Origin of the sequence: Bordetella tumulicola, from assembly GCF_965138755.1 — a bacterium.
Taxonomy (GTDB): Bacteria; Pseudomonadota; Gammaproteobacteria; order Burkholderiales; family Burkholderiaceae_B; genus Bordetella_A; species Bordetella_A tumulicola.
In genome coordinates, this window is sequence record NZ_CBCSFP010000001.1 from 353,779 (window position 1) to 372,312 (window position 18,534).

15 protein-coding genes are annotated in these 18,534 nt (G+C 60.5%); 6 read left to right on the forward strand and 9 right to left on the reverse strand.

All coding sequences use genetic code 11. The features are described from left to right. Positions 1-86: 86 nt before the first annotated feature. Positions 87-1,517 carry a type II secretion system ATPase GspE gene (gspE, locus tag ACNAZS_RS01675; protein ID WP_415785506.1) on the reverse strand — a complete coding sequence of 477 codons (1,431 nt, stop codon included), beginning with the start codon at positions 1,515-1,517 and terminating at the stop codon, positions 87-89. Further along, a complete protein-coding gene (gene gspD, locus ACNAZS_RS01680; protein WP_415785508.1) occupies positions 1,514-4,138 on the reverse strand; it encodes a type II secretion system secretin GspD in 2,625 nt (874 codons plus the stop codon). The genes gspE and gspD overlap by 4 nt, the downstream gene beginning before the upstream one ends. A gap of 247 nt (positions 4,139-4,385) precedes the next feature. On the opposite strand from gspD, the gene gspF reads away from it, so the two are divergent. Further along, a complete protein-coding gene (gene gspF / locus ACNAZS_RS01685) occupies positions 4,386-5,594 on the forward strand; it encodes a type II secretion system inner membrane protein GspF (protein WP_415785510.1) in 1,209 nt (402 codons plus the stop codon). Positions 5,595-5,597: 3 nt separating this feature from the next. Here gspF and ACNAZS_RS01690 read toward each other — a convergent pair whose 3' ends face one another. The 3 genes from ACNAZS_RS01690 to ACNAZS_RS01700 form a co-directional block, all read right to left on the reverse strand. After that, positions 5,598-5,936 carry a P-II family nitrogen regulator gene (locus tag ACNAZS_RS01690; RefSeq protein WP_415785512.1) on the reverse strand — a complete coding sequence of 113 codons (339 nt, stop codon included), beginning with the start codon at positions 5,934-5,936 and terminating at the stop codon, positions 5,598-5,600. Between the two features lie 64 nt (positions 5,937-6,000). Further along, positions 6,001-7,650, reverse strand: a complete 1,650-nt coding sequence (locus tag ACNAZS_RS01695; RefSeq protein WP_415785514.1) for an NAD+ synthase — start codon at positions 7,648-7,650, stop codon at positions 6,001-6,003. A 36-nt stretch (positions 7,651-7,686) separates the two neighbouring features. Further along, a complete protein-coding gene (locus tag ACNAZS_RS01700; protein ID WP_415785516.1) occupies positions 7,687-9,042 on the reverse strand; it encodes a mechanosensitive ion channel family protein in 1,356 nt (451 codons plus the stop codon). 152 nt (positions 9,043-9,194) lie between these two features. Here ACNAZS_RS01700 and argH point away from each other — a divergent pair, with 152 nt between their 5' ends. Next, on the forward strand, positions 9,195-10,616 hold the full coding sequence (gene argH, locus ACNAZS_RS01705) for an argininosuccinate lyase (RefSeq protein ID WP_415785518.1): 1,422 nt from the start codon (positions 9,195-9,197) through the stop codon (positions 10,614-10,616). Between the two features lie 5 nt (positions 10,617-10,621). Here argH and ACNAZS_RS01710 read toward each other — a convergent pair whose 3' ends face one another. Further along, a complete protein-coding gene (locus ACNAZS_RS01710; protein ID WP_415785520.1) occupies positions 10,622-11,206 on the reverse strand; it encodes a nitroreductase family protein in 585 nt (194 codons plus the stop codon). Positions 11,207-11,283: 77 nt separating this feature from the next. Beyond that, positions 11,284-11,718: a Cd(II)/Pb(II)-responsive transcriptional regulator gene (gene cadR, locus ACNAZS_RS01715; protein ID WP_415785522.1), complete on the reverse strand. Its 435-nt coding sequence runs from the start codon at positions 11,716-11,718 to the stop codon at positions 11,284-11,286. Positions 11,719-11,873: 155 nt separating this feature from the next. Here cadR and ACNAZS_RS01720 point away from each other — a divergent pair, with 155 nt between their 5' ends. The 4 genes from ACNAZS_RS01720 to ACNAZS_RS01735 all read left to right on the forward strand — a co-directional run bounded on the left by ACNAZS_RS01720 (position 11,874) and on the right by ACNAZS_RS01735 (position 16,712). After that, positions 11,874-14,276 (forward strand): heavy metal translocating P-type ATPase, encoded by a 2,403-nt coding sequence (locus ACNAZS_RS01720; protein WP_415785524.1) that lies wholly within the window; start codon positions 11,874-11,876, stop codon positions 14,274-14,276. Positions 14,277-14,451: 175 nt separating this feature from the next. Next, entirely contained in the window at positions 14,452-15,231 is a 780-nt protein-coding gene (locus tag ACNAZS_RS01725; RefSeq protein WP_415785526.1) for an amino acid ABC transporter substrate-binding protein, read from the forward strand. A 57-nt stretch (positions 15,232-15,288) separates the two neighbouring features. Further along, positions 15,289-15,969, forward strand: coding sequence for an amino acid ABC transporter permease (locus tag ACNAZS_RS01730; protein WP_415787017.1), 681 nt, complete (start codon positions 15,289-15,291; stop codon positions 15,967-15,969). After that, positions 15,969-16,712, forward strand: a complete 744-nt coding sequence (locus ACNAZS_RS01735; protein ID WP_415785528.1) for an amino acid ABC transporter ATP-binding protein — start codon at positions 15,969-15,971, stop codon at positions 16,710-16,712. Before ACNAZS_RS01730 ends, ACNAZS_RS01735 begins: the two co-directional genes overlap by 1 nt. Positions 16,713-16,804: 92 nt before the next feature. On the opposite strand, the gene ACNAZS_RS01740 is transcribed toward ACNAZS_RS01735, so the two are convergent. Continuing rightward, positions 16,805-17,434 carry a flavin reductase family protein gene (locus ACNAZS_RS01740; RefSeq protein WP_415785530.1) on the reverse strand — a complete coding sequence of 210 codons (630 nt, stop codon included), beginning with the start codon at positions 17,432-17,434 and terminating at the stop codon, positions 16,805-16,807. An 83-nt stretch (positions 17,435-17,517) separates the two neighbouring features. Further along, positions 17,518-18,486, reverse strand: a complete 969-nt coding sequence (locus tag ACNAZS_RS01745) for a Bug family tripartite tricarboxylate transporter substrate binding protein (RefSeq protein WP_415785532.1) — start codon at positions 18,484-18,486, stop codon at positions 17,518-17,520. Between the last annotated feature and the right edge of the window lie 48 nt (positions 18,487-18,534).

The following is an 18,534-nucleotide window of genomic DNA, read 5'->3' on the forward strand; positions in this document are numbered from 1 at the left end:
CAGACATGCTAGGTGCTGGCATGCTGGGCGTAGATATGCCTGCCCCAGACACGCCGGGTGCAAACATGCTAGGCAGTGTGCTTGCCTCAGGTGTCCCGCGTCACGCGCACGATTTCCTCGGGTGAAGTCGCGCCCTGCTCCACCCAGCGTTGCCCGTCGTCGCGCAGCGTCCGCATTCCGTTGTGCAAGGCCTGCGTACGCAGTGCCTGCTCGTCGCGCCCTTCGTGTATCAAACGACGGGCGTCTTCATCAACTCTGAAGAGCTCATGAATCCCCGAACGACCGCTATAACCCGTGTGATTGCACGCCTCGCATCCCACTGGCCGATACACGAGTCGACCATCGGGCAATGTCTCGGGTACGCGGCACGCTACACAGAGCTTACGGACCAGACGTTGCGCCAGCACGCCCAATAGCGACGATGCCAATAAAAATGGCTCTACCCCCATATCCACCAGACGCGTCACCGCCGAGGTCGCATCATTGGTGTGCAACGTTGCCAACACCAAGTGACCCGTCAACGACGCTTGTACCGCAATTTGCGCAGTTTCCAGATCCCGGATTTCACCGATCATGATCACATCCGGATCCTGGCGCAAAATCGCGCGCAGCGCCAACGCAAAGGTCATATCGATCTTGGAATTGACCTGCGTCTGGCTGATCCCGGGCAAGTCATACTCGATGGGATCCTCAACCGTCAGGATATTGCTCGTCGATGCGTCCAGTCGCGCCAACGCGGCATACAGGGTCGTGGTCTTGCCACTGCCCGTCGGCCCCGTCACCAGGACAATGCCGTGCGGTTGCCGGATCAGCGTATCCAACTGCTTCAGGACCCCTTGGCTCATGCCCAGCTTTTCCAACTGCAACCGCCCGGCTTCTTTGTCCAGCAAACGCAGCACGGCGCGCTCGCCATGGCCGGTCGGCAACGTCGAAACCCGCACATCAATGGCGCGCCCGCCCACGCGCAAGGCGATACGGCCATCCTGAGGCATACGCTTTTCGGCGATATCCAGATTGGCCATGATCTTGATACGCGAAATCAACGCGGCATGCAGCGCTTTACGCGGACTGACCACATCTCGCAGCACGCCGTCAACGCGATACCGCACCACCGAATGCGTCTCGTACGCCTCGATATGCATATCGCTTGCGCCGTCGCGCGCGGCCTGCGCGAACAGGGCGTTGATCATGCGGATAACAGGCGCATCGTCCTGCGTTTCAAGCAGGTCGGCGACCTCGGGAATATCTTGCAGCAGGCGATCCAGATCGATTTCGTTTTCGGCCACGCCCATCACCACCGCCGCGTCCGCCGTATCACTATAGGCCGCATTCAGCAGGGTCTCTAGCGCCTCGTCCGACACCTGCGTGATCGGAACCTCACCGTGACAACGCAAAATCTCTCGCACCGCCCAGGCCGGCGTACGCGGGCTCGTCGTCAACTGCGACGCTCCGGGCCGCAGCAACAGCACCGCACGCTGCGCGCGCGCCCAACGATAGGGCAACGGATAGGCGTTCACAGATGCGTCACCAGCTCGGCGCGATAGCCCAGTTCTTTCAACAAGGCCACCGCCGTGTCTACCGTCGTTGCGTCACGCGAGATATCCGCACGCACCACATAGCCCTGCCCGCCCGGGCCCACCTGCGAATACGCATTCAGGCCGCTGATGCGCACGGTCCTGACAATGCGATCCGCCGTCGCTTGATCTGGCGCCGAAGCAAACTGCAAAATCGTCGTGTCCGAACGGGTCTCCGCATACAGCGCCGACGGATCGGTCGCGATACTTACCCCACGAGGCAAATTGGCCCGTATCGGCAAACTGGGATCGGACGCCCCGGGAGGCTGCGGCAATTGACGCACCTGAAAGGTCTGCGTCGTCGTAGGTGGCGGACGCCGCATAGTGGCGTTGATCGCCTCGGGTCGCATGTCGTAGCTCCCGTTGCGTTCGTTCGACCCCACGGTATCCACGTTTGAAGGCGGCAAAATGGGCGCCTGCATATCGGGCAGCAACCAGTGTTTCCCCGGCTGCGCCGCGCTCTGGGTGCGCCGCATATAGTCGTAGCGATTGATCGTGACATTGGCGCTATCGTGCGCGTTGCGCACCACGTAAGGTCTCAAGAACACCATCAAATTACTCTTGGTGCGTCTGCGCGTGTCATAACGGAACAAGGCGCCCAAGATCGGAATCGAACTCAGACCCGGCACCCCTTCCGTGGTGGTTCCCACGCTGTCCTCGAGCAAACCGCCTAACACGATAATCTGACCGTCATCGACCAACACGCTGGTATCAATGGCCCGCTTGTTCGTCACAATGCCCATGGTCTCCGACGAGCTGGTCTCGTCGATGCTGCTGACCTCCTGATAGATATCCAACTTGACCGAGCCGCCCTCGGAAATCTGCGGACGGATATTCAGTTTGAGACCGACATCTTCACGTTCAATGGTCTGAAACGGATTGCCACTACCGTCGCTGCCGGAGGTCACATACTGACCCGTCACAAACGGCACGGTCTTGCCCACCAGAATACTGGCCGACTCGTTATCCAGCGTCAGCAAGTTCGGGGTGGACAGGATATTCGCCTCGCCCGTGGCATTCAGGGCGCGTGCCAAGACGCCGAGGTTAATGATTTCAGTACCCAGCACGTCGACCGTGCCCTTGACCACGCCCAACGACAAGCCGCTGCCCAACATATCCAGCGTCGTCGCGCCCGTGCCCGCGCTACCGATCCCGCTTCCGCCCAGATTGGTACCGCCAACAAAACCACTGCCGTCGGCCAAGTTACCGCTGCCCGTCATCCACTGAATGCCGAATTCCGCCGCTGTTTCCTGGCTGACCTCAACGATCAGACTTTCCACCAACACTTGAGCGCGGCGTTGATCCAGTTGGTCGATCACCTCGCGCAGGCTACGATACAGCGGCTCAGGTGCGGAAATGATCAAGGTGTTCGTCGTGGGGTCGGCTTGTATCGTCGCGCCGCCGCCCGAATACGACACCGCGTCCGCCGAACTCGTATCGCGCTCAATCTGCTGCAGCCCCAGCGTACTATCGCCCGACGAACTACCCATCATGCTGCCGGACGATGAGCGGTTGCTGTTGCTGTTGCTGTTGCTGCGCGGCGTGGTGCTGCGATTGCTGCCGGTCGCATTCGAAATGGCCGCACCGCCACCTATCCCGCCAGTACCATTCATTGCGCTGGCGCTATTCAAGGCCTGGCTGTTCAGCAGGCCGCCCAGCACTTCGGCCAACCGCGATGCTTGCGCGTTGCGCAAATACACAACATGCAGATTGCCAGGACGTGATTGGGCGGTGTCCAGCTTGGCAATCAAATCACGAGCCAGCTTGGTGCGCGCCGGGCTGCCCGAGCGAATCAACACGCTGTTGGTGCGTGGGTCAGCCACCATGGACATGCGCTGCGTGGCGTCATTACCCTGGGCATCCAGCAATTGCGTAGCCAACGCCGCAAGATCACTTGCCACGCCATAGCGAACGGGCACCACGTCAGTATCAATCGCGCTGGGCACGTCCACGCGCGCAATCACACTCGCAATGCGATCCAGGTTATCCGCATAGTCCGTGACGACCAGGGTGTTATTACCGGGATACGCATTGATGGGATTATTGGGGGGCACCAATGGCCGCAACACAGGCAGCAGATTAGCCGCGTTCTCATATTTCAACGAAAACACGCGCGTGATGATTTCGCTGCGCTGTGTGCCCCGTGCGAACTGCTCCATCGACACTGGTGCCGGTGCACCCGCGCGCGATGGTGGATCGACGACCACCGAGCTCCCCTGCAACTTGGCATCGGACTCGGGCACTACGCGCGTCACTCCGTCGACGTCGACGATGGCGTAGCCCTGCATGCGCAACGCCCCCGCCAACATGTTGACGGCCGTGTCCCGATCAACAGGTCGCTCTGATACCAACGTCAACTTGCCCTTTACCCGTGGATCAACCAAGTAGTTGCGTTGCGTGAACAACGACAATGCACGCAATACGGCTGGAATATCTGTATCGACAAAATTCAGACTGACTTTGTCGCTCGCCGACTGCGCTTGTGCATAGACAACCGGCAAGGGCATCGTCAGTTGGGCGATCGCAAGCAAACAGGCCAGGGTAGTTTTTCTAACGCGACGCATGAAATCTCGGTGACTAAAAACGGGAAAAGGGACAACGACCAACAATCACAAACAAGTAACAAATCACAGGGAAAACCCCAATCAAAACGGTGCGCGTTCAACACTCGAATCGCGCTGCACGCATGCGGAAAACACCGTCGGATACGCACAATGTGCGCCGAGTATACTGGTTACCGCTGCAACACTACTGTCACAATCCAACGTCACGCTGGCGTGTTTTAAATCAAAGACATTCCAGGCTTTTTGCATGCCCACCTTTCGCTACGAAGCCACCGATTTGGTGGGAAAAATTGTTCACGGCACGCTTGATGCCGAAACCGAGCGCAGCGCGCGCAATCAGTTGCGCGCGCGCGGCCTCCTGCCGCTTTCAACCGTCGCGGCCGCGTCACGTCAGGGGGGCCGCGGCAGTTTCTTGCAACGCCGTCTTTCGGATACAGAACTGGCCTGGCTGACGCGGCAGTTGTCGAGCCTGCTCGCGGCCCGTCTGCCACTAGATGCCGCCCTGAGCGCCACGCTCGAACAGGCCGAGAGCAAACATGTCGCAGGCGCCCTGACCGGCGTGCGCGACGAGGTCCGCGCCGGTTTCCGCCTGGCCGACGCGCTGGCCACACGACCTCGGGATTTTCCGGAGATTTATCGCGCATTGGTCGCCGCCGGCGAAGAGTCCGGCGACCTGTCACAGGTCATGGAAAAGCTCGCCGACTACATCGAGGAACGCAATGCACTGCGCGGCAAGGTGATGACCGCGTTCATCTATCCCGGCGTCGTCTGCTGTGTATCGGTCGTCATCGTGGCTTTTTTGCTGGGCTATGTGGTCCCGCAGGTCATAACCGCCTTTAATCACGCGCATCAACAACTCCCCCTGCTGACACGCGTCATGCTGGTGCTAAGTGATTTCGTACGTCACTGGGGTTGGGCGACGGCGTTGGGCGGCGTGGCCCTCTTCGCACTCTGGCGCATGGCGCTGCGGGACCCCGGCAGACGCATAGCGTGGCACGCTCGCCTGTTGCGTTTACCGTTGATCGGGCGTTTTGTGCTGGGTGTCGACGTGGCGCGCTTTGCATCCACGCTGGCAATCTTGAGCGGCAGCGGTGTCAGTCTGCTGGGCGCATTGAACGCTGCCCGCCGCACGCTGGGTAATGATCGCCTACGCGGCGCGGTCGACGAAGCCACCGAGCGTGTGCGCGAAGGCACGCCCCTGGCGTCCGCGCTGGCGGCCCAAAAGGTGTTTCCGTCATTATTGATTCACCTGATCGCCAGTGGCGAGAAAACCGGCCGCCTGCCGGAACTGCTGGAGCGCGGTGCACAAAACCTGTCTCGCGACCTCGAACGGCGCGCCATGGCGATGACTGCCCTGCTGGAACCGTTGCTGATCTTGCTGATGGGCGGCTTTGTGCTGTTGATCGTGTTGGCGGTGATGATGCCGATCCTGGAGATGAATCAGCTGGTGCGCTAGGCGCTACAGCGCCTGCTCGCCACTTTCACCGGTCCGAATACGGATGGCCTGATCGACCGGCGACACGAAAATCTTGCCATCGCCGATTTTGCCCGTCCGGGCGGCCTTGATCACCGCCTCGATCGCCTGTTCGACCATATCGTCGGCCAGCACGACCTCGACGCGGATTTTCGGCAGAAAGTCCACCACATACTCGGCGCCCCGGTACAGCTCGGTATGCCCCTTTTGGCGGCCGAATCCCTTGACCTCGGTGACCGTCAGCCCACTGACGCCGACCTCGGCCAGCGCCTCGCGCACTTCGTCGAGCTTGAAGGGTTTGATAATGGCAGTGACTTGTTTCACGTTGTTCTTGTCCTGAAGAAAATTCGACTCTGGGCAAATCATGCCCCGCACTCGGCACACAGGTTCAGACGGTTTCCCGGAACCCGTTTGTGACAGGATAGCGCCAATCCCGCCCAAACGCGCGTGGCGTGATGCGCGGACCGGGCGGCGCCTGACGACGCTTGTATTCGTTAATGCGAATCAGGCGCACGACCTGCTCGACGGCGGATTTCGGGAAACCAGCCGCGACAATATCGGCCGCGGACTCGTTGCCCTCCATATAGCGCTCCATGATGCCGTCCAGGATTTCGTAGGGCGGCAGGCTGTCCTGGTCGGTCTGATCCGGTCGTAGCTCGGCCGACGGCGGGCGCGTGATGATGCGGCGCGGAATGACCTCTTGCGCTTGATTGCGCCACTCCGCCAGACGGTACACCAGCGTCTTGGGCACGTCCTTGATCACGGCAAACCCGCCCGCCATATCGCCGTACAGCGTGCAATACCCCGTCGTAAGCTCGGATTTATTGCCCGTCGTCAGCACCAGATGGCCGGTCTTGTTGGACAACGCCATCAACAGCGTCCCGCGTACGCGAGCCTGGATGTTTTCTTCTGTCGCGTCGAGCGGCAGGCCCGCGAACTGCGGCGCCAGCATGGTTTCAAATGCCTCGAACGCCGGGGCAATCGCGATATCGTCGTGCCGCACCCCCAGTCGCTGCGCCATATCCGTTGCGTCCGTCTGGGAAATATCGGCGGTATAGCGGGACGGCATCATTACCGTGCGCACATTCTCGGCGCCCAGCGCATCCACCGCGACGGCCAGCACCACGGCCGAATCAATCCCGCCCGAGAGGCCAATGATGGCGCCGGGAAAACCGTTCTTGCCCAGATAGTCACGCACACCCAGAACGAGGGCCTTCCAGACTTGCTCTTCGAGGCAGTACGGCGCCACATCGGCGTATTGGGACACGGGCCGCACCGCGCCGCGGGCGTCCACCTCAACCACATTGACGCCCTCGGTATAGTCCGGCAGGCGCGCGGTCGATTGACCCTGAGCGTCCAGGGCAAACGATGCCCCATCAAATACCAGCTCGTCCTGCCCACCGACCATGTTCGCGTAGATCACGGCACAACCGGTGTCCTGCGCGCAACGACGCGCAACCTGCAGCCGCTCGTCTTGCTTGCCCGTGTTGTAAGGCGACGCATTGGGGACCAGCAGCACCTGAGCACCGGCGTTGGCGGCGGCACGCGGCGCGGACTCGAACCAAATGTCTTCGCAGATATTGACGCCAAAACGCACGCCCTTGACCTCGAATACCAAGGGCTCCTGGGCCGAGGAGAAATAGCGCTGCTCGTCGAACACCGAATAATTCGGCAACTCGCGTTTGCGATACACGCCCACCACGCGCCCTTCGCACAATACCGTGGCCGCGTTATACAGGTGCTCGCCCTGGGCCAATACATGGCCGACGACCACATGCAGGTCAACCATATCGGCCATATCCTGGCGCAACTGGTCCAGCACCGCCTCTTGGCGCTCGACAAAATGCGGCCGCAGCAACAGGTCTTCGGGGGGATACCCCGTCAGCACCAGTTCTGGCGTGACCAGGACATCGGCGCCCTGCTCGTGCGCCGAACGGGCCGCCTTGAGTACGCGAGCCGCATTACCGGCGATATCGCCCACATAGGCGTTGATTTGCGCGATTCCAACGCGGGCAGCGCGGTTTGACGACGGTTCCAAATCAGGATTCCCAATCGGTTGAGGACGAAAGGAAAATTATCGCATGCCGACGCTATCGCTCGGCGCCAAGCGAGGCTCGGGCGCGCGGGCGTCTTCGTGCAGCGCACGTTCGCGCGCCATCTCTTGGCGCAGCGCCCGTCCCAACCCGTCGCCCATCGCTCCCACATCGGCTCCCGTAGGCTGTTGGTACAAGCGTAGGCCGAGCTCGGGCAAGATGGCCAGCAAATGATCAAAAACGTCACCCTGAATGCGTTCGTGCTCGACCCAGGCGGTCTGCGCCGTAAAGCAATACACTTCGACCGGAATGCCGTCGGATTGGGGCTCCATCATGCGCACCATCATCGACATATCCTGGCGAATTTCGGCGTGTTTCTTCAGGTAAGCCAGCGCATAGGCTCGAAAAGTGCCGATATTCGTCAAACGTCGACGATTGGCCGGTTCTAGCGCCAATTCTTCGCCCAGCTCGCTATTGGCCCGCAGCAAATCACTCTGCTTGGCCTCCAGATAGTCATGCAGCAGCAGGAAATGCGACAGTCGCCGCGCTTCGTCGTCCGTCAGAAAGCGCACGCTGGTCGCATCGACCCGCATCGTGCGCTTGATACGCCGCCCACCCGACTCGAACATGTGCCGGTAATTGCGGTAGCTTTCTGAAAACAGCTTATACGTGGGCACCGTCGTCACGGTGTTGTCCCAGTTTTGTACCTTGACGGTATGCAGGGCGATATCGCGCACAAAGCCATCAGCATTGGCCTGCGGCATCTCGATCCAGTCGCCGATACGCAGCATATCGTTAGACGTGAGCTGCGTGCTGGCGACAAACGACAACAACGTATCCTTGAACACCAGCAGCAAGACGGCGGACACCGCCCCCAGGCCGGAGATCATCCACAACGGCGAGCGCTGCAACAGAATAGACAGCACCAGCACGAAACAGATGGCGATCAGCGCCAGCTTGCCGATCTGGATATACCCCTTGATCGAGCGCGTCTTGGCCCGCGTGGTCGCGGAATACGTATCCTGCAAAGCGCTCAGCAACCCGGCGATGGCCAGAAACACGCAAATCCAGGCCGCCGCGTGCGCCAAGCGCCCGATGATGAGCACCAGCCCCTCCACGTGAGGCACCTGGTCAATCCCCAGCGACACCACGGCAAATGGCACGGCATACCAGATGTGGTGATACGCGCGGCGACGCCGCAGCGCCTTGTCCCAGTCGGCGCGGCCAGTCAAAATCAGCAGCCGATGCGCCCCAAGCAGGATAAGGCGTGCGCCGACCCATTGCGCGACCAGCGCCACCAGGACCAACACCACGACGCCCACCAGCGTCTGCGCCCAAGGGTGTTCAGGCACATATTGCGTCAGCCTGACTACCAATCGATCCCAATCCCAATCCATTAGCACGCCTTGATTCTGTCGTATGACTTGTTCGAATTATCCAACAAGTCGGGGCCTGCGTCGGTCAATCACCTCACAGATTCGGCGGCAATAGGCAACGCCCGCGCCGACACCCCGGCAAAGCCCCTCACCCTGGCTCTATAATCCCGCCCATGGCAAAAACTCCCCACTCCGACCAAAACCAGTTCGCCAACAAGGCGCAAGCCTGGTCCGCCCGGTTCTCTGAGCCGGTTTCCGATCTCGTCAAACGCTACACCGCGTCCGTGGACTTTGATAAGCGCATGGCGCGCTGCGACATCCAGGGTTCGCTGGCGCACGCTGACATGCTGGCCGCCCAGGGCATTATCAGCGCCCAGGATCTGGCCGATATCCAGCGCGGCATGACCCAAGTCCTGTCCGAAATTGACGCCGGCAGCTTCCAATGGCTGCTCGACCTCGAAGACGTCCACCTGAACATCGAAAAACGCCTGGTCGAACTCGTCGGCGACGCTGGCAAGCGCCTGCATACCGGCCGCTCGCGTAACGATCAGGTCGCCACCGACATCCGTTTGTGGTTGCGCGCGGAAATCGACAACCTGATCGACCTGCTGCGCCAACTGCGCCACGCGCTGGCCACCGTCGCCCTGGAACACGCCGGCACCATCATGCCCGGCTTTACCCACCTGCAAGTCGCCCAGCCCGTCACCTTTGGCCACCATCTCCTGGCCTACGCCGAGATGTTCGGCCGCGACGCCGAGCGTCTGGCCGACTGCCGGGGCCGCGTCAATCGCCTGCCGCTGGGCGCAGCCGCACTGGCCGGCACCTCGTTTCCGATCGACCGCGAGCGCGTCGCCAAAACCCTGGGTTTTGACGGCGTCTGCCGCAACTCGCTCGACGCCGTGTCCGATCGCGATTTCGCCATCGAATTCTGCGCCGCCGGCGCCCTGATCATGACGCACATATCGCGCCTGTCCGAAGAGCTTGTGCTCTGGATGAGCCCGCGCGTGGGTTTCATTGATCTGGCCGACCGTTTCTGCACCGGCAGCTCGATCATGCCCCAGAAAAAGAACCCCGACGTGCCCGAATTGGCGCGCGGCAAAACCGGCCGCGTCAATGGCCATCTGGTCGCCCTGTTGACTCTGATGAAGGGCCAGCCCCTGGCCTACAACAAGGACAACCAGGAAGACAAAGAAGGCCTGTTCGATACGGTCGATACCGTGCGCGACACGCTCACCATCTTTGCCGACATGGCCACCGGCATCAAGGTCAAGCCCGAGAACATGCGCGCGGCGGCTTTGCAGGGTTTTGCCACCGCCACCGACCTGGCCGACTATCTGGTCAAGCGCGGCTTGCCCTTCCGTGACGCCCACGAAGTCGTGGCCCACGCCGTACGCGACTGCGAACAACGCGGCTGCGACCTGGCCGACTTATCGACCGCCGATCTCAAGGCCTACCACGACAGCATCGACGAAGACGTCCATGAGGTCCTGACGCTCGAGGGCTCCGTGGCCGCACGCAAGCACATCGGCGGCACCGCCCCCGAGCGCGTGGCCGAAGAAGCCCAGCGCGTATTGACGGAAACGGCGCAGGGCTGATCCCGCTAGACCGGCCCGCTCCACTCCGTGACAAACTCACGGAAATCGGGCCGTTCTATCGTGGGTACGGCGCAAGCCGGCGTACCCACGGCCAAGAACCCCAAAAACCGGTGATCCAGCGAATCCAAGCCCAGGGCGTCCTGGACCTCTTCCAGGTACGTCCCCATCCCTGTGCTCCAGAACGCGCCATAGCCCAGCGCGTGGATGGCGTTCAGCATGTTCATCACCGCCGCGCCGGTCGCCAGCAACTGCTCTTGCTCGGGTACCTTGGGATTGTCGTGGTCAATCTTGTGCGCCAGGCCGACAAATAGCGGGACCTCGCTCATCCACTGGCGGACCGATTTTTCCTTTTCGGGCGTCATGCGCGGGTCGCCGCTGCGCTTGACCGCATCCAGGGCCAGATCCGCCAATCGGCCGATCGCCTCGCCACGGATCAATACAAAACGCCATGGACGCAGCTTGCCGTGGTCAGGCGCGCTCATCGCGGTCTGCAGAATCTGATCCAACTCGTCCTGTTTCGGTGCCGGCGCGCGCAGGAATTTCATCGACCGGCGGGAAGTTAAAGCATGCAAAGGGGAAACGGCTGTCATGAGATCGTTATCGCTAAAGTCATTCGAGAAACATTCTCATCATACTTGAGCGTACCGCCGCACAGGCGAGTCCCACTTCAACCCAAATGGGTATGACGTTCGCCACGCTCCTCCACCTGCATCTGCGCCAGGCCGTGCAAAATGCCGCAATCCTCCGCATCTGGCCGCGCCGACAGGCAACGCTGTCGTAGCTCGGCCAATTGCGTTTTCAACTGCTTCAACTCGGCAATCCGGGCGTCGACGTGCGCAATATGCTCGTCAAACAACGCATTAATCGGCTGGCAGCTCGTCTGATGATTGTCCGCCAGGCTCAGAATGGTCCGAATTTCATCCTGCGTCATATCCAAGGCGCGGCAGTTACGGATCAGTCGCAGCCGCTCCAGATGCGCCTCGCCATAGCTACGATAGTTGTTCAGACTACGCTCCGGCTTGGGTAATAATCCCTCTTTCTCGTAATAGCGCACGGTTTCGACCGTCGTACCGGCTGTCTTGGCCAGCTCACCGATTTTCATGATCCTCTCCTGTAACGCGGCGCCCTGCCCCCCACGGTGACCCGATGCAGTCGCGAGGCGGGAAATACGGGGTAGGAAACATTCAGGGCTTGACTCTATAGTAACTCCAAGGTGTGAAATACCCGCATCTCCTCTGAAATAGTCGGAAATCACCCATGTCCACGTCTTCAGCTTCGCAGTGCTGTTCCCAGGACCCCAGTCCCGACAAGCAGGACCACGATCACAAGCATGAACACGATCATGCCAACTCTCGCGACGTGGGCCAAAGCTGCTGCGCCACCGCCTCGGGACCGGCCACCGAGGCCGCTCTGCAGGCGGGTCCTGGCCAGCAACTGAGCCGGCTACGTATCGGTCAAATGGACTGCCCGACCGAAGAAACGCTGATCCGCAAAAAACTGGACAAGCTGCCGGGCATCCATGACGTGCACTTCAATCTGATGCAGCGCGAGCTGACCGTCGTCCACGCGCAAGACACACTTGATCCCATCGTCAGCGCCATCAAATCGCTAGGCATGACGCCCGAGCTGCTCGCCCAGGATGACACCAGCGCACCAGCGGCCACGGGCCCCTCGTCGCGCACTGGCTATCTGCTCGCCACGGGCGGGGTACTGGCCGCGCTCTCCGAGGCCGCGCATTTTGCCGCGCTACCCACGGCCGTCAGCGCCATCCTGGCTGTCGTCGCGATCCTTACGTGCGGGCTGGGTACCTATCGCAAAGGCTGGATTGCCCTGCGCAACGGCAATCTGAACATCAACGCCTTGATGAGCATCGCCGTCACCGGCGCCGTCCTCATCGGTCAGTGGCCCGAGGCCGCCATGGTGATGGTGCTGTTCAACATCGCCGAGCTCATCGAAGCCCGGGCCCTCGATCGCGCGCGCAACGCCGTTCGCGACCTGCTCGCGCTGACCCCCCAGGTCGCCACGGCCCGCCAGCCCGACGGGTCATGGAAGGAAATCCCCGTCGCCAACCTGAATCTTGAGGATTGGGTACGCGTGCGGCCCGGCGAACGCATCGCCGTGGACGGCATCATTGTCGAAGGGACTTCCGCCATCGACCAGGCCGCCATCACCGGCGAAAGCCTGCCCGTCGACAAAACCATCGGCGACACCGTCTATGCCGGCACGGTCAACACCACCGGCGCTTTTGACTACCGCGTCACCGCCGCGGCGGGCAATACCACGCTGGCCCGCATCATTCACGCCGTCGAGCAAGCCCAGGGCGCGCGTGCGCCCACCCAGCGCTTCATCGACCGGTTCTCGCGTATCTACACGCCTGCGGTCGTTATCCTGGCAATCCTGATCGCCGTCGTGCCGCCACTCGTCGCCGGCCAACCCTGGATGGACGCCATCTACCGCGCCCTCGCCTTGCTGATCATCGCCTGCCCCTGCGCGCTGGTCATTTCCACGCCCGTCAGCGTCGTCAGTGGCCTGACCGCCGCTGCGCGGCGCGGCATCCTGATCAAGGGCGGCATCTACCTTGAACAGGGCCGCAAACTGAACTGGTTGGCGCTAGACAAAACCGGCACGCTCACCCACGGCAAGCCCGTTTGCACAGACTTTATCGCGCTACAGGCTAGCGCGCCCTCCGGCAGCCAAGGTAATACCGCCGTGGCAGATTCAACCGCAGCCTCTGCGGACCACGCGCTCTCGACCGGCGACGCAACCACCCTCCTCGATTCATCGACCGACCGCATCGCCGACCTAGATTCCCCCACCGCCCTGATCGCGGCCAGCCTCGCGGCCCGTTCCGACCACCCCGTCTCGCGCGCGGTCGCACAGGCTTACCTCGCGGCACATCCCGACGCCGTGCTACGTGATGTGCAAGACTTCTCCGCCCTGCCCGGTCGGGGCGTGCGCGGTCGCATCGACGACCAGACCTGGCACCTGGGTAACCTGCGCCTGATGCGCGAACTGGGTATCGCCACCCCCGAAATACAAGGCCGCATCGAAGCCTATGAACAGCAAGGAAAAACCGCCATCGCCCTGACCGATGGCACGCAAACCCTCGCCCTGGCCGCCGTCGCCGACACGCTCAAACCCAGCAGCAAAGAAGCCATTGCCAGCCTGCATCAGCTTGGCGTACGCACCCTGATGCTGACCGGCGACAATCCTCGTGCCGCCCGCGCCATCGCCGAACAAGCCGGTATCGACGAAGCGCACGGCGAACTGCTGCCTGAAGACAAGCAACGCGCCGTCGAGGCCAAGCTCAGCGCGAGCCACACCGTCGGCATGGTCGGCGACGGTATCAACGATGCTCCCGCCCTGGCGCGCGCCGACATCGGCTTTGCCATGGGCGCGGCCGGCACCGGCACCGCCATCGAGACCGCCGACGTCGCCCTGATGGACGATGACCTGCGCAAGATATCCGCCTTTGTGCGGTTATCACGCGCCACCCACCAAGTCCTGATGCAAAACATCGGGATGGCCCTGGGTATCAAGGCAATCTTCCTCGTGCTGGCGGTCACCGGGCACGCCAGCCTGTGGATGGCCGTGTTTGCCGACGTGGGCGCCAGCCTACTGGTCGTGGCCAACGGATTGCGATTGTTACGGGCGCGTTAGCGCGTAAAGTCGTGGTAGCCACCCCTGGCGTTCCCCTGCCGCTTATAACTAATAGAAATATTTTCAATATTTTTTATAGGTTGTGGAAGAATAGACGGCTTGTTAGAGTCATCGTTTATGCGCGGTGGGGCTCATAAGGCCCCACAAGCCACACAACAACTCACCGGAGCGTGACATGAAGCCCCTGCGTTCGATCCTGTTGACTGGATTGCTATCTCTCGTCTCCGTTTGCGCCTACGCCCAAGATGGCCTGGCCGACATCAAATCGGCCGGCGTTATCAAAATCGGCACCGAGGGTACCTATGCCCCGTTCAGTTATCACGACGCGTCGGGCAAGCTCACCGGTTTCGACGTCGATATCGGTCGCGCCATCGCCGAACGCCTTGGCGTCAAGGCCGAGTTCGTCGAAGGCAAATGGGACGGCCTGATCGCCGGCCTCGACGTCAAGCGTTATGACGCTGTCATTAACCAAGTCGGTATCACCGATGCACGCAAAGCCAAATACGACTTTTCGGACCCGTACATCGCCTCCGAGGCCGTCCTGATCGTGCACGACGACGAAAAAAACATCAAAAGCTTCGAGGACATCAAAGGCAAGCGCTCGGCCAACACATTGACCAGCAACTTTGGCAAACTCGCCCAGAAATATGGCGCCGAAGTCATCGCCGTCCAAGGTTTTAACGAGGCCATCGACCTGCTGCTCTCCGGCCGCGTCGATGCCACCATCAACGACAACCTGTCCTTCCTGGACTTCAAAAAACAAAAACCCGACGCCAAGGTCAGCATTGTCGACAGTGACAAAAGCGCGGAATTCAGCGAGTCCGGAGTCTTGATCCGCAAAAACAACCCCGAACTGCGCGACGCCATTAACAAGGCACTGGCCGACATCAAGGCCGACGGTACCTACAAAACTATCTCGGTCCAGTACTTCGGCACAGACCTGTCCGCCCAGTAACGCCATCGCGACGTAAAGACCACCCGAGCATCGCCCCTCCCCATGGACGCCGCTATCGTGCCCGCATGGCTACAGTTAATGCTGGATTCATTCTGGCCCTTGCTGAAGGCGGGACTCGCCTTCACCGTACCCCTGACGCTATTGTCCTTTGCGGGCGGGCTGATACTGGCATTCATCGTCGCGCTGATCCGGCTATTTGGCCCTAAGCCACTGGTCCTGATCGTCCGCTTTTATGTCTGGCTGATACGAGGCACCCCACTGTTGGTGCAGTTGTTCATTATTTTCTATGGCCTGCCCAACGCCGGCATCGTACTGGATCCCCTGCCTGCGGCACTGATCGGCTTTATCCTCAACGTCGGTGCGTACAATTCCGAAGTCATACGCAGCGCCATCGAGTCCATTCCCAAAGGCCAATGGGAGGCCGCCTACTCGCTCAGCATGACCCGCGGCCAAGCCATGCGACGTACCGTATTGCCCCAGGCCGCCCGCGTCGCGGTCCCCCCGCTGGCCAACTCATTTATCTCGCTGGTCAAAGACACCTCGCTGGCCGCGGTGCTCACCGTACCCGAGATTTTCCAGGCCGCCCAGCGCATCGCCGCCGTCACCTACGAGCCGCTGATCCTCTACACAGAGGCCGCCCTGATCTATCTGATATTCAGTTCCGTGCTGTCGGCCGCCCAAACCCGCCTCGAGCGCCGTTACGGCCAGCATGCTGTCTTTACCGAGGGGCAACGCTGATGATCTCGCTCACGCAGATCAACAAATCCTTCGGCACGCACCACGTGCTGGACAACGTCGACGTCGCCCTTGCCGAAGGCAGCGTCACCGCACTGATCGGCCCGTCCGGCAGCGGTAAAAGCACACTGCTGCGCTGCGTCAACCTCCTTGAAATCCCCGAAGCGGGCACCCTGCGCATCGGCGATGAAACCCTGGAATTCAATCCCGTGCACAGGCCGCAGCGCGACGCAATCCAACGCATCCGCATGCAAACCGGCATGGTGTTCCAGAACTTTCAACTGTTCCCCCACCAGACCGTCATCGACAACGTCATGGAAGGCCTGGTCACCGTCCAAAAATGGCCCCAGGCCAGGGCTCGCGAACGTGCCGAGGCTCTCTTGACCAAAGTCGGCATGCTTGACAAGGCCAATGCCTGGCCGTTGAACTTATCCGGCGGACAACAACAACGCGTCGCCATTGCGCGCGCGCTGGCGCCTTCTCCCCGCGTCTTGCTCTGCGATGAGCCCACCTCCGCGCTGGACCCCGGCCTCGCCGCGGAAGTCGTGGACGTGCTCAAACAACTCGCCAGCGAAGGCATGACTATGCTGATGGCCACCCACGATCTGCGTCTGGCTGCGGCGATCTCACGCGAAGCCGTTTTTCTACAAGATGGCAAAGTAGTCGAATCGGGCGCGTCCGCCAAGTTATTTACGCAGCCCAGCGATCCGCGTACCGCAGCGTTTATTTCGACATTGACGCAGTGAGATTGACCCAGTGACATCGATGCAGCGATGTCAACGCATAACCCGCGCTGAATCTCAACGCGGGTTCGTCGCCAGTCGTTAAAGGACGGCGCTTACTGCCCCGACTCCCATTGCTCGACAGTCAATTGCGGTATCGCAAAACGATCCGTTGTCGTGGTGTACCATCCCGGACTCGCCATCCGTCCAATCGCCTCAAACTTCGAACTGTCGAGATGGCAACGGTCCACGTCGATGACGCACGAATCATCGATATGCATCGCGCTCACGGTGGCCATCACCATGACCGACGACGGCGGCACATCGATGATCTGCTGAAGCTTGCATTCCAGTGTCAACGGACTGCTCTTGATCCGGTGTCCGGCAATCTTGGTGCAAGGCACCGTCTCCAGCCCCGCCTTTTCCAGTTCGTTCACACCGACAGGGAAAGGCACTGCGGTGGTATTCATGGCCTGCACAAGAGGCTGCGTCACCATATTGATCGCGAACTCTCCCGTCGCCCGGATATTTGCCAGACTATCCTTATCGTTTCCCTTTGGCCGCCCCATACCGATACAGACAACGGGAGGATGTCCGCCAAAAAAGTTGAACAATGAATACGGTGCCGCATTCACAACACCATCGGCATCCTGACTCACCACCCATGCAATGGGACGAGGCAGAATTGAGGATGACATCAGTTTGTAGCTGCGGCCAACATCCAGGTCATCCATATCGAACATCATGGTGTGTTTCCGTCCCGTTATGAATCCATAGCGCCTCGCTGTGCGCACGCCGCGAATCGACGTGGCCGCTGAAGGCGCCAATCTTAGTTCGAACTGATTTTAATACGTTCGATTACCGGCTCCCAACGCACACGGTCTTCCTCGATCAACTTATCAAGCGCTTTACTATCCGCATGTAATGGAATGGCACCCATATCAGTGATCTTCTGCTGAACCTCCGGATCTTCCATCACAACAGTCATCTCGCGACTCAACCGCTCAATGATTGCATCAGGTGTTTTCGCCGGGGCAAAAAATCCCATCCAGCTCGATGACTCCGCGCCTTTTACACCCGCCTGTGCGGCGGTAGGTACATCCGGCAAGGACTTGACGCGCTCACCGTAGACGACCGCCAGCGCTTTCAAACGTCCGTTACTGATAAAACTGGCAGTTGTCGCCGGATAATCAAACGCGACGGGTACCACACCCCCTACAACATCTTGAACAGCAGGTGCACTACCCCGATACGGGATGTGAGTCATTTTGATGCCCGCGACGTCCTGAAACAGCTCGCCGGTCAGATTTGCGGCGGATCCATTACCTGCGGAGGCATAACTCAAATTACCCGGATTCGCTTTGGCATAAGCGACAAGCTCCAACAATGTGTTGTAAGGCGCATCCGCACGCACAACGATCACCGTCGCCGCATCGATAAATGCGTAGACTGAGGCAAAGTCACTTGCCGGCGGAATATTGACGTCCTTCTGAATCATGGCGTTCGTCACCTGTGTACCACGCGTACCCATAAACAGCGTGTATCCATCCGGCTTCGCTCTTGCGGCATACTCTGCCCCAATTGCCCCGCCCGCGCCCGGACGGTTATCAACGATAATCGGTTGCCCCAATCGCTCAGATAATTTTTTCGCCACCAAACGCCCGGATACATCGGTAATGCCCCCGGCCGTATAGGGAATCACGAGCGTGATGGGCTTTTCCGGATAGGCTTGGGCAGCATTCGCTTGCGATATACCCAGACCAAGGCACAACAGCGCAGCATAAGCAAAATTTTTCATTGAATTGTCTCCTTTGTTATTGATAGATAGGCAAGCGACAAGCTCAGC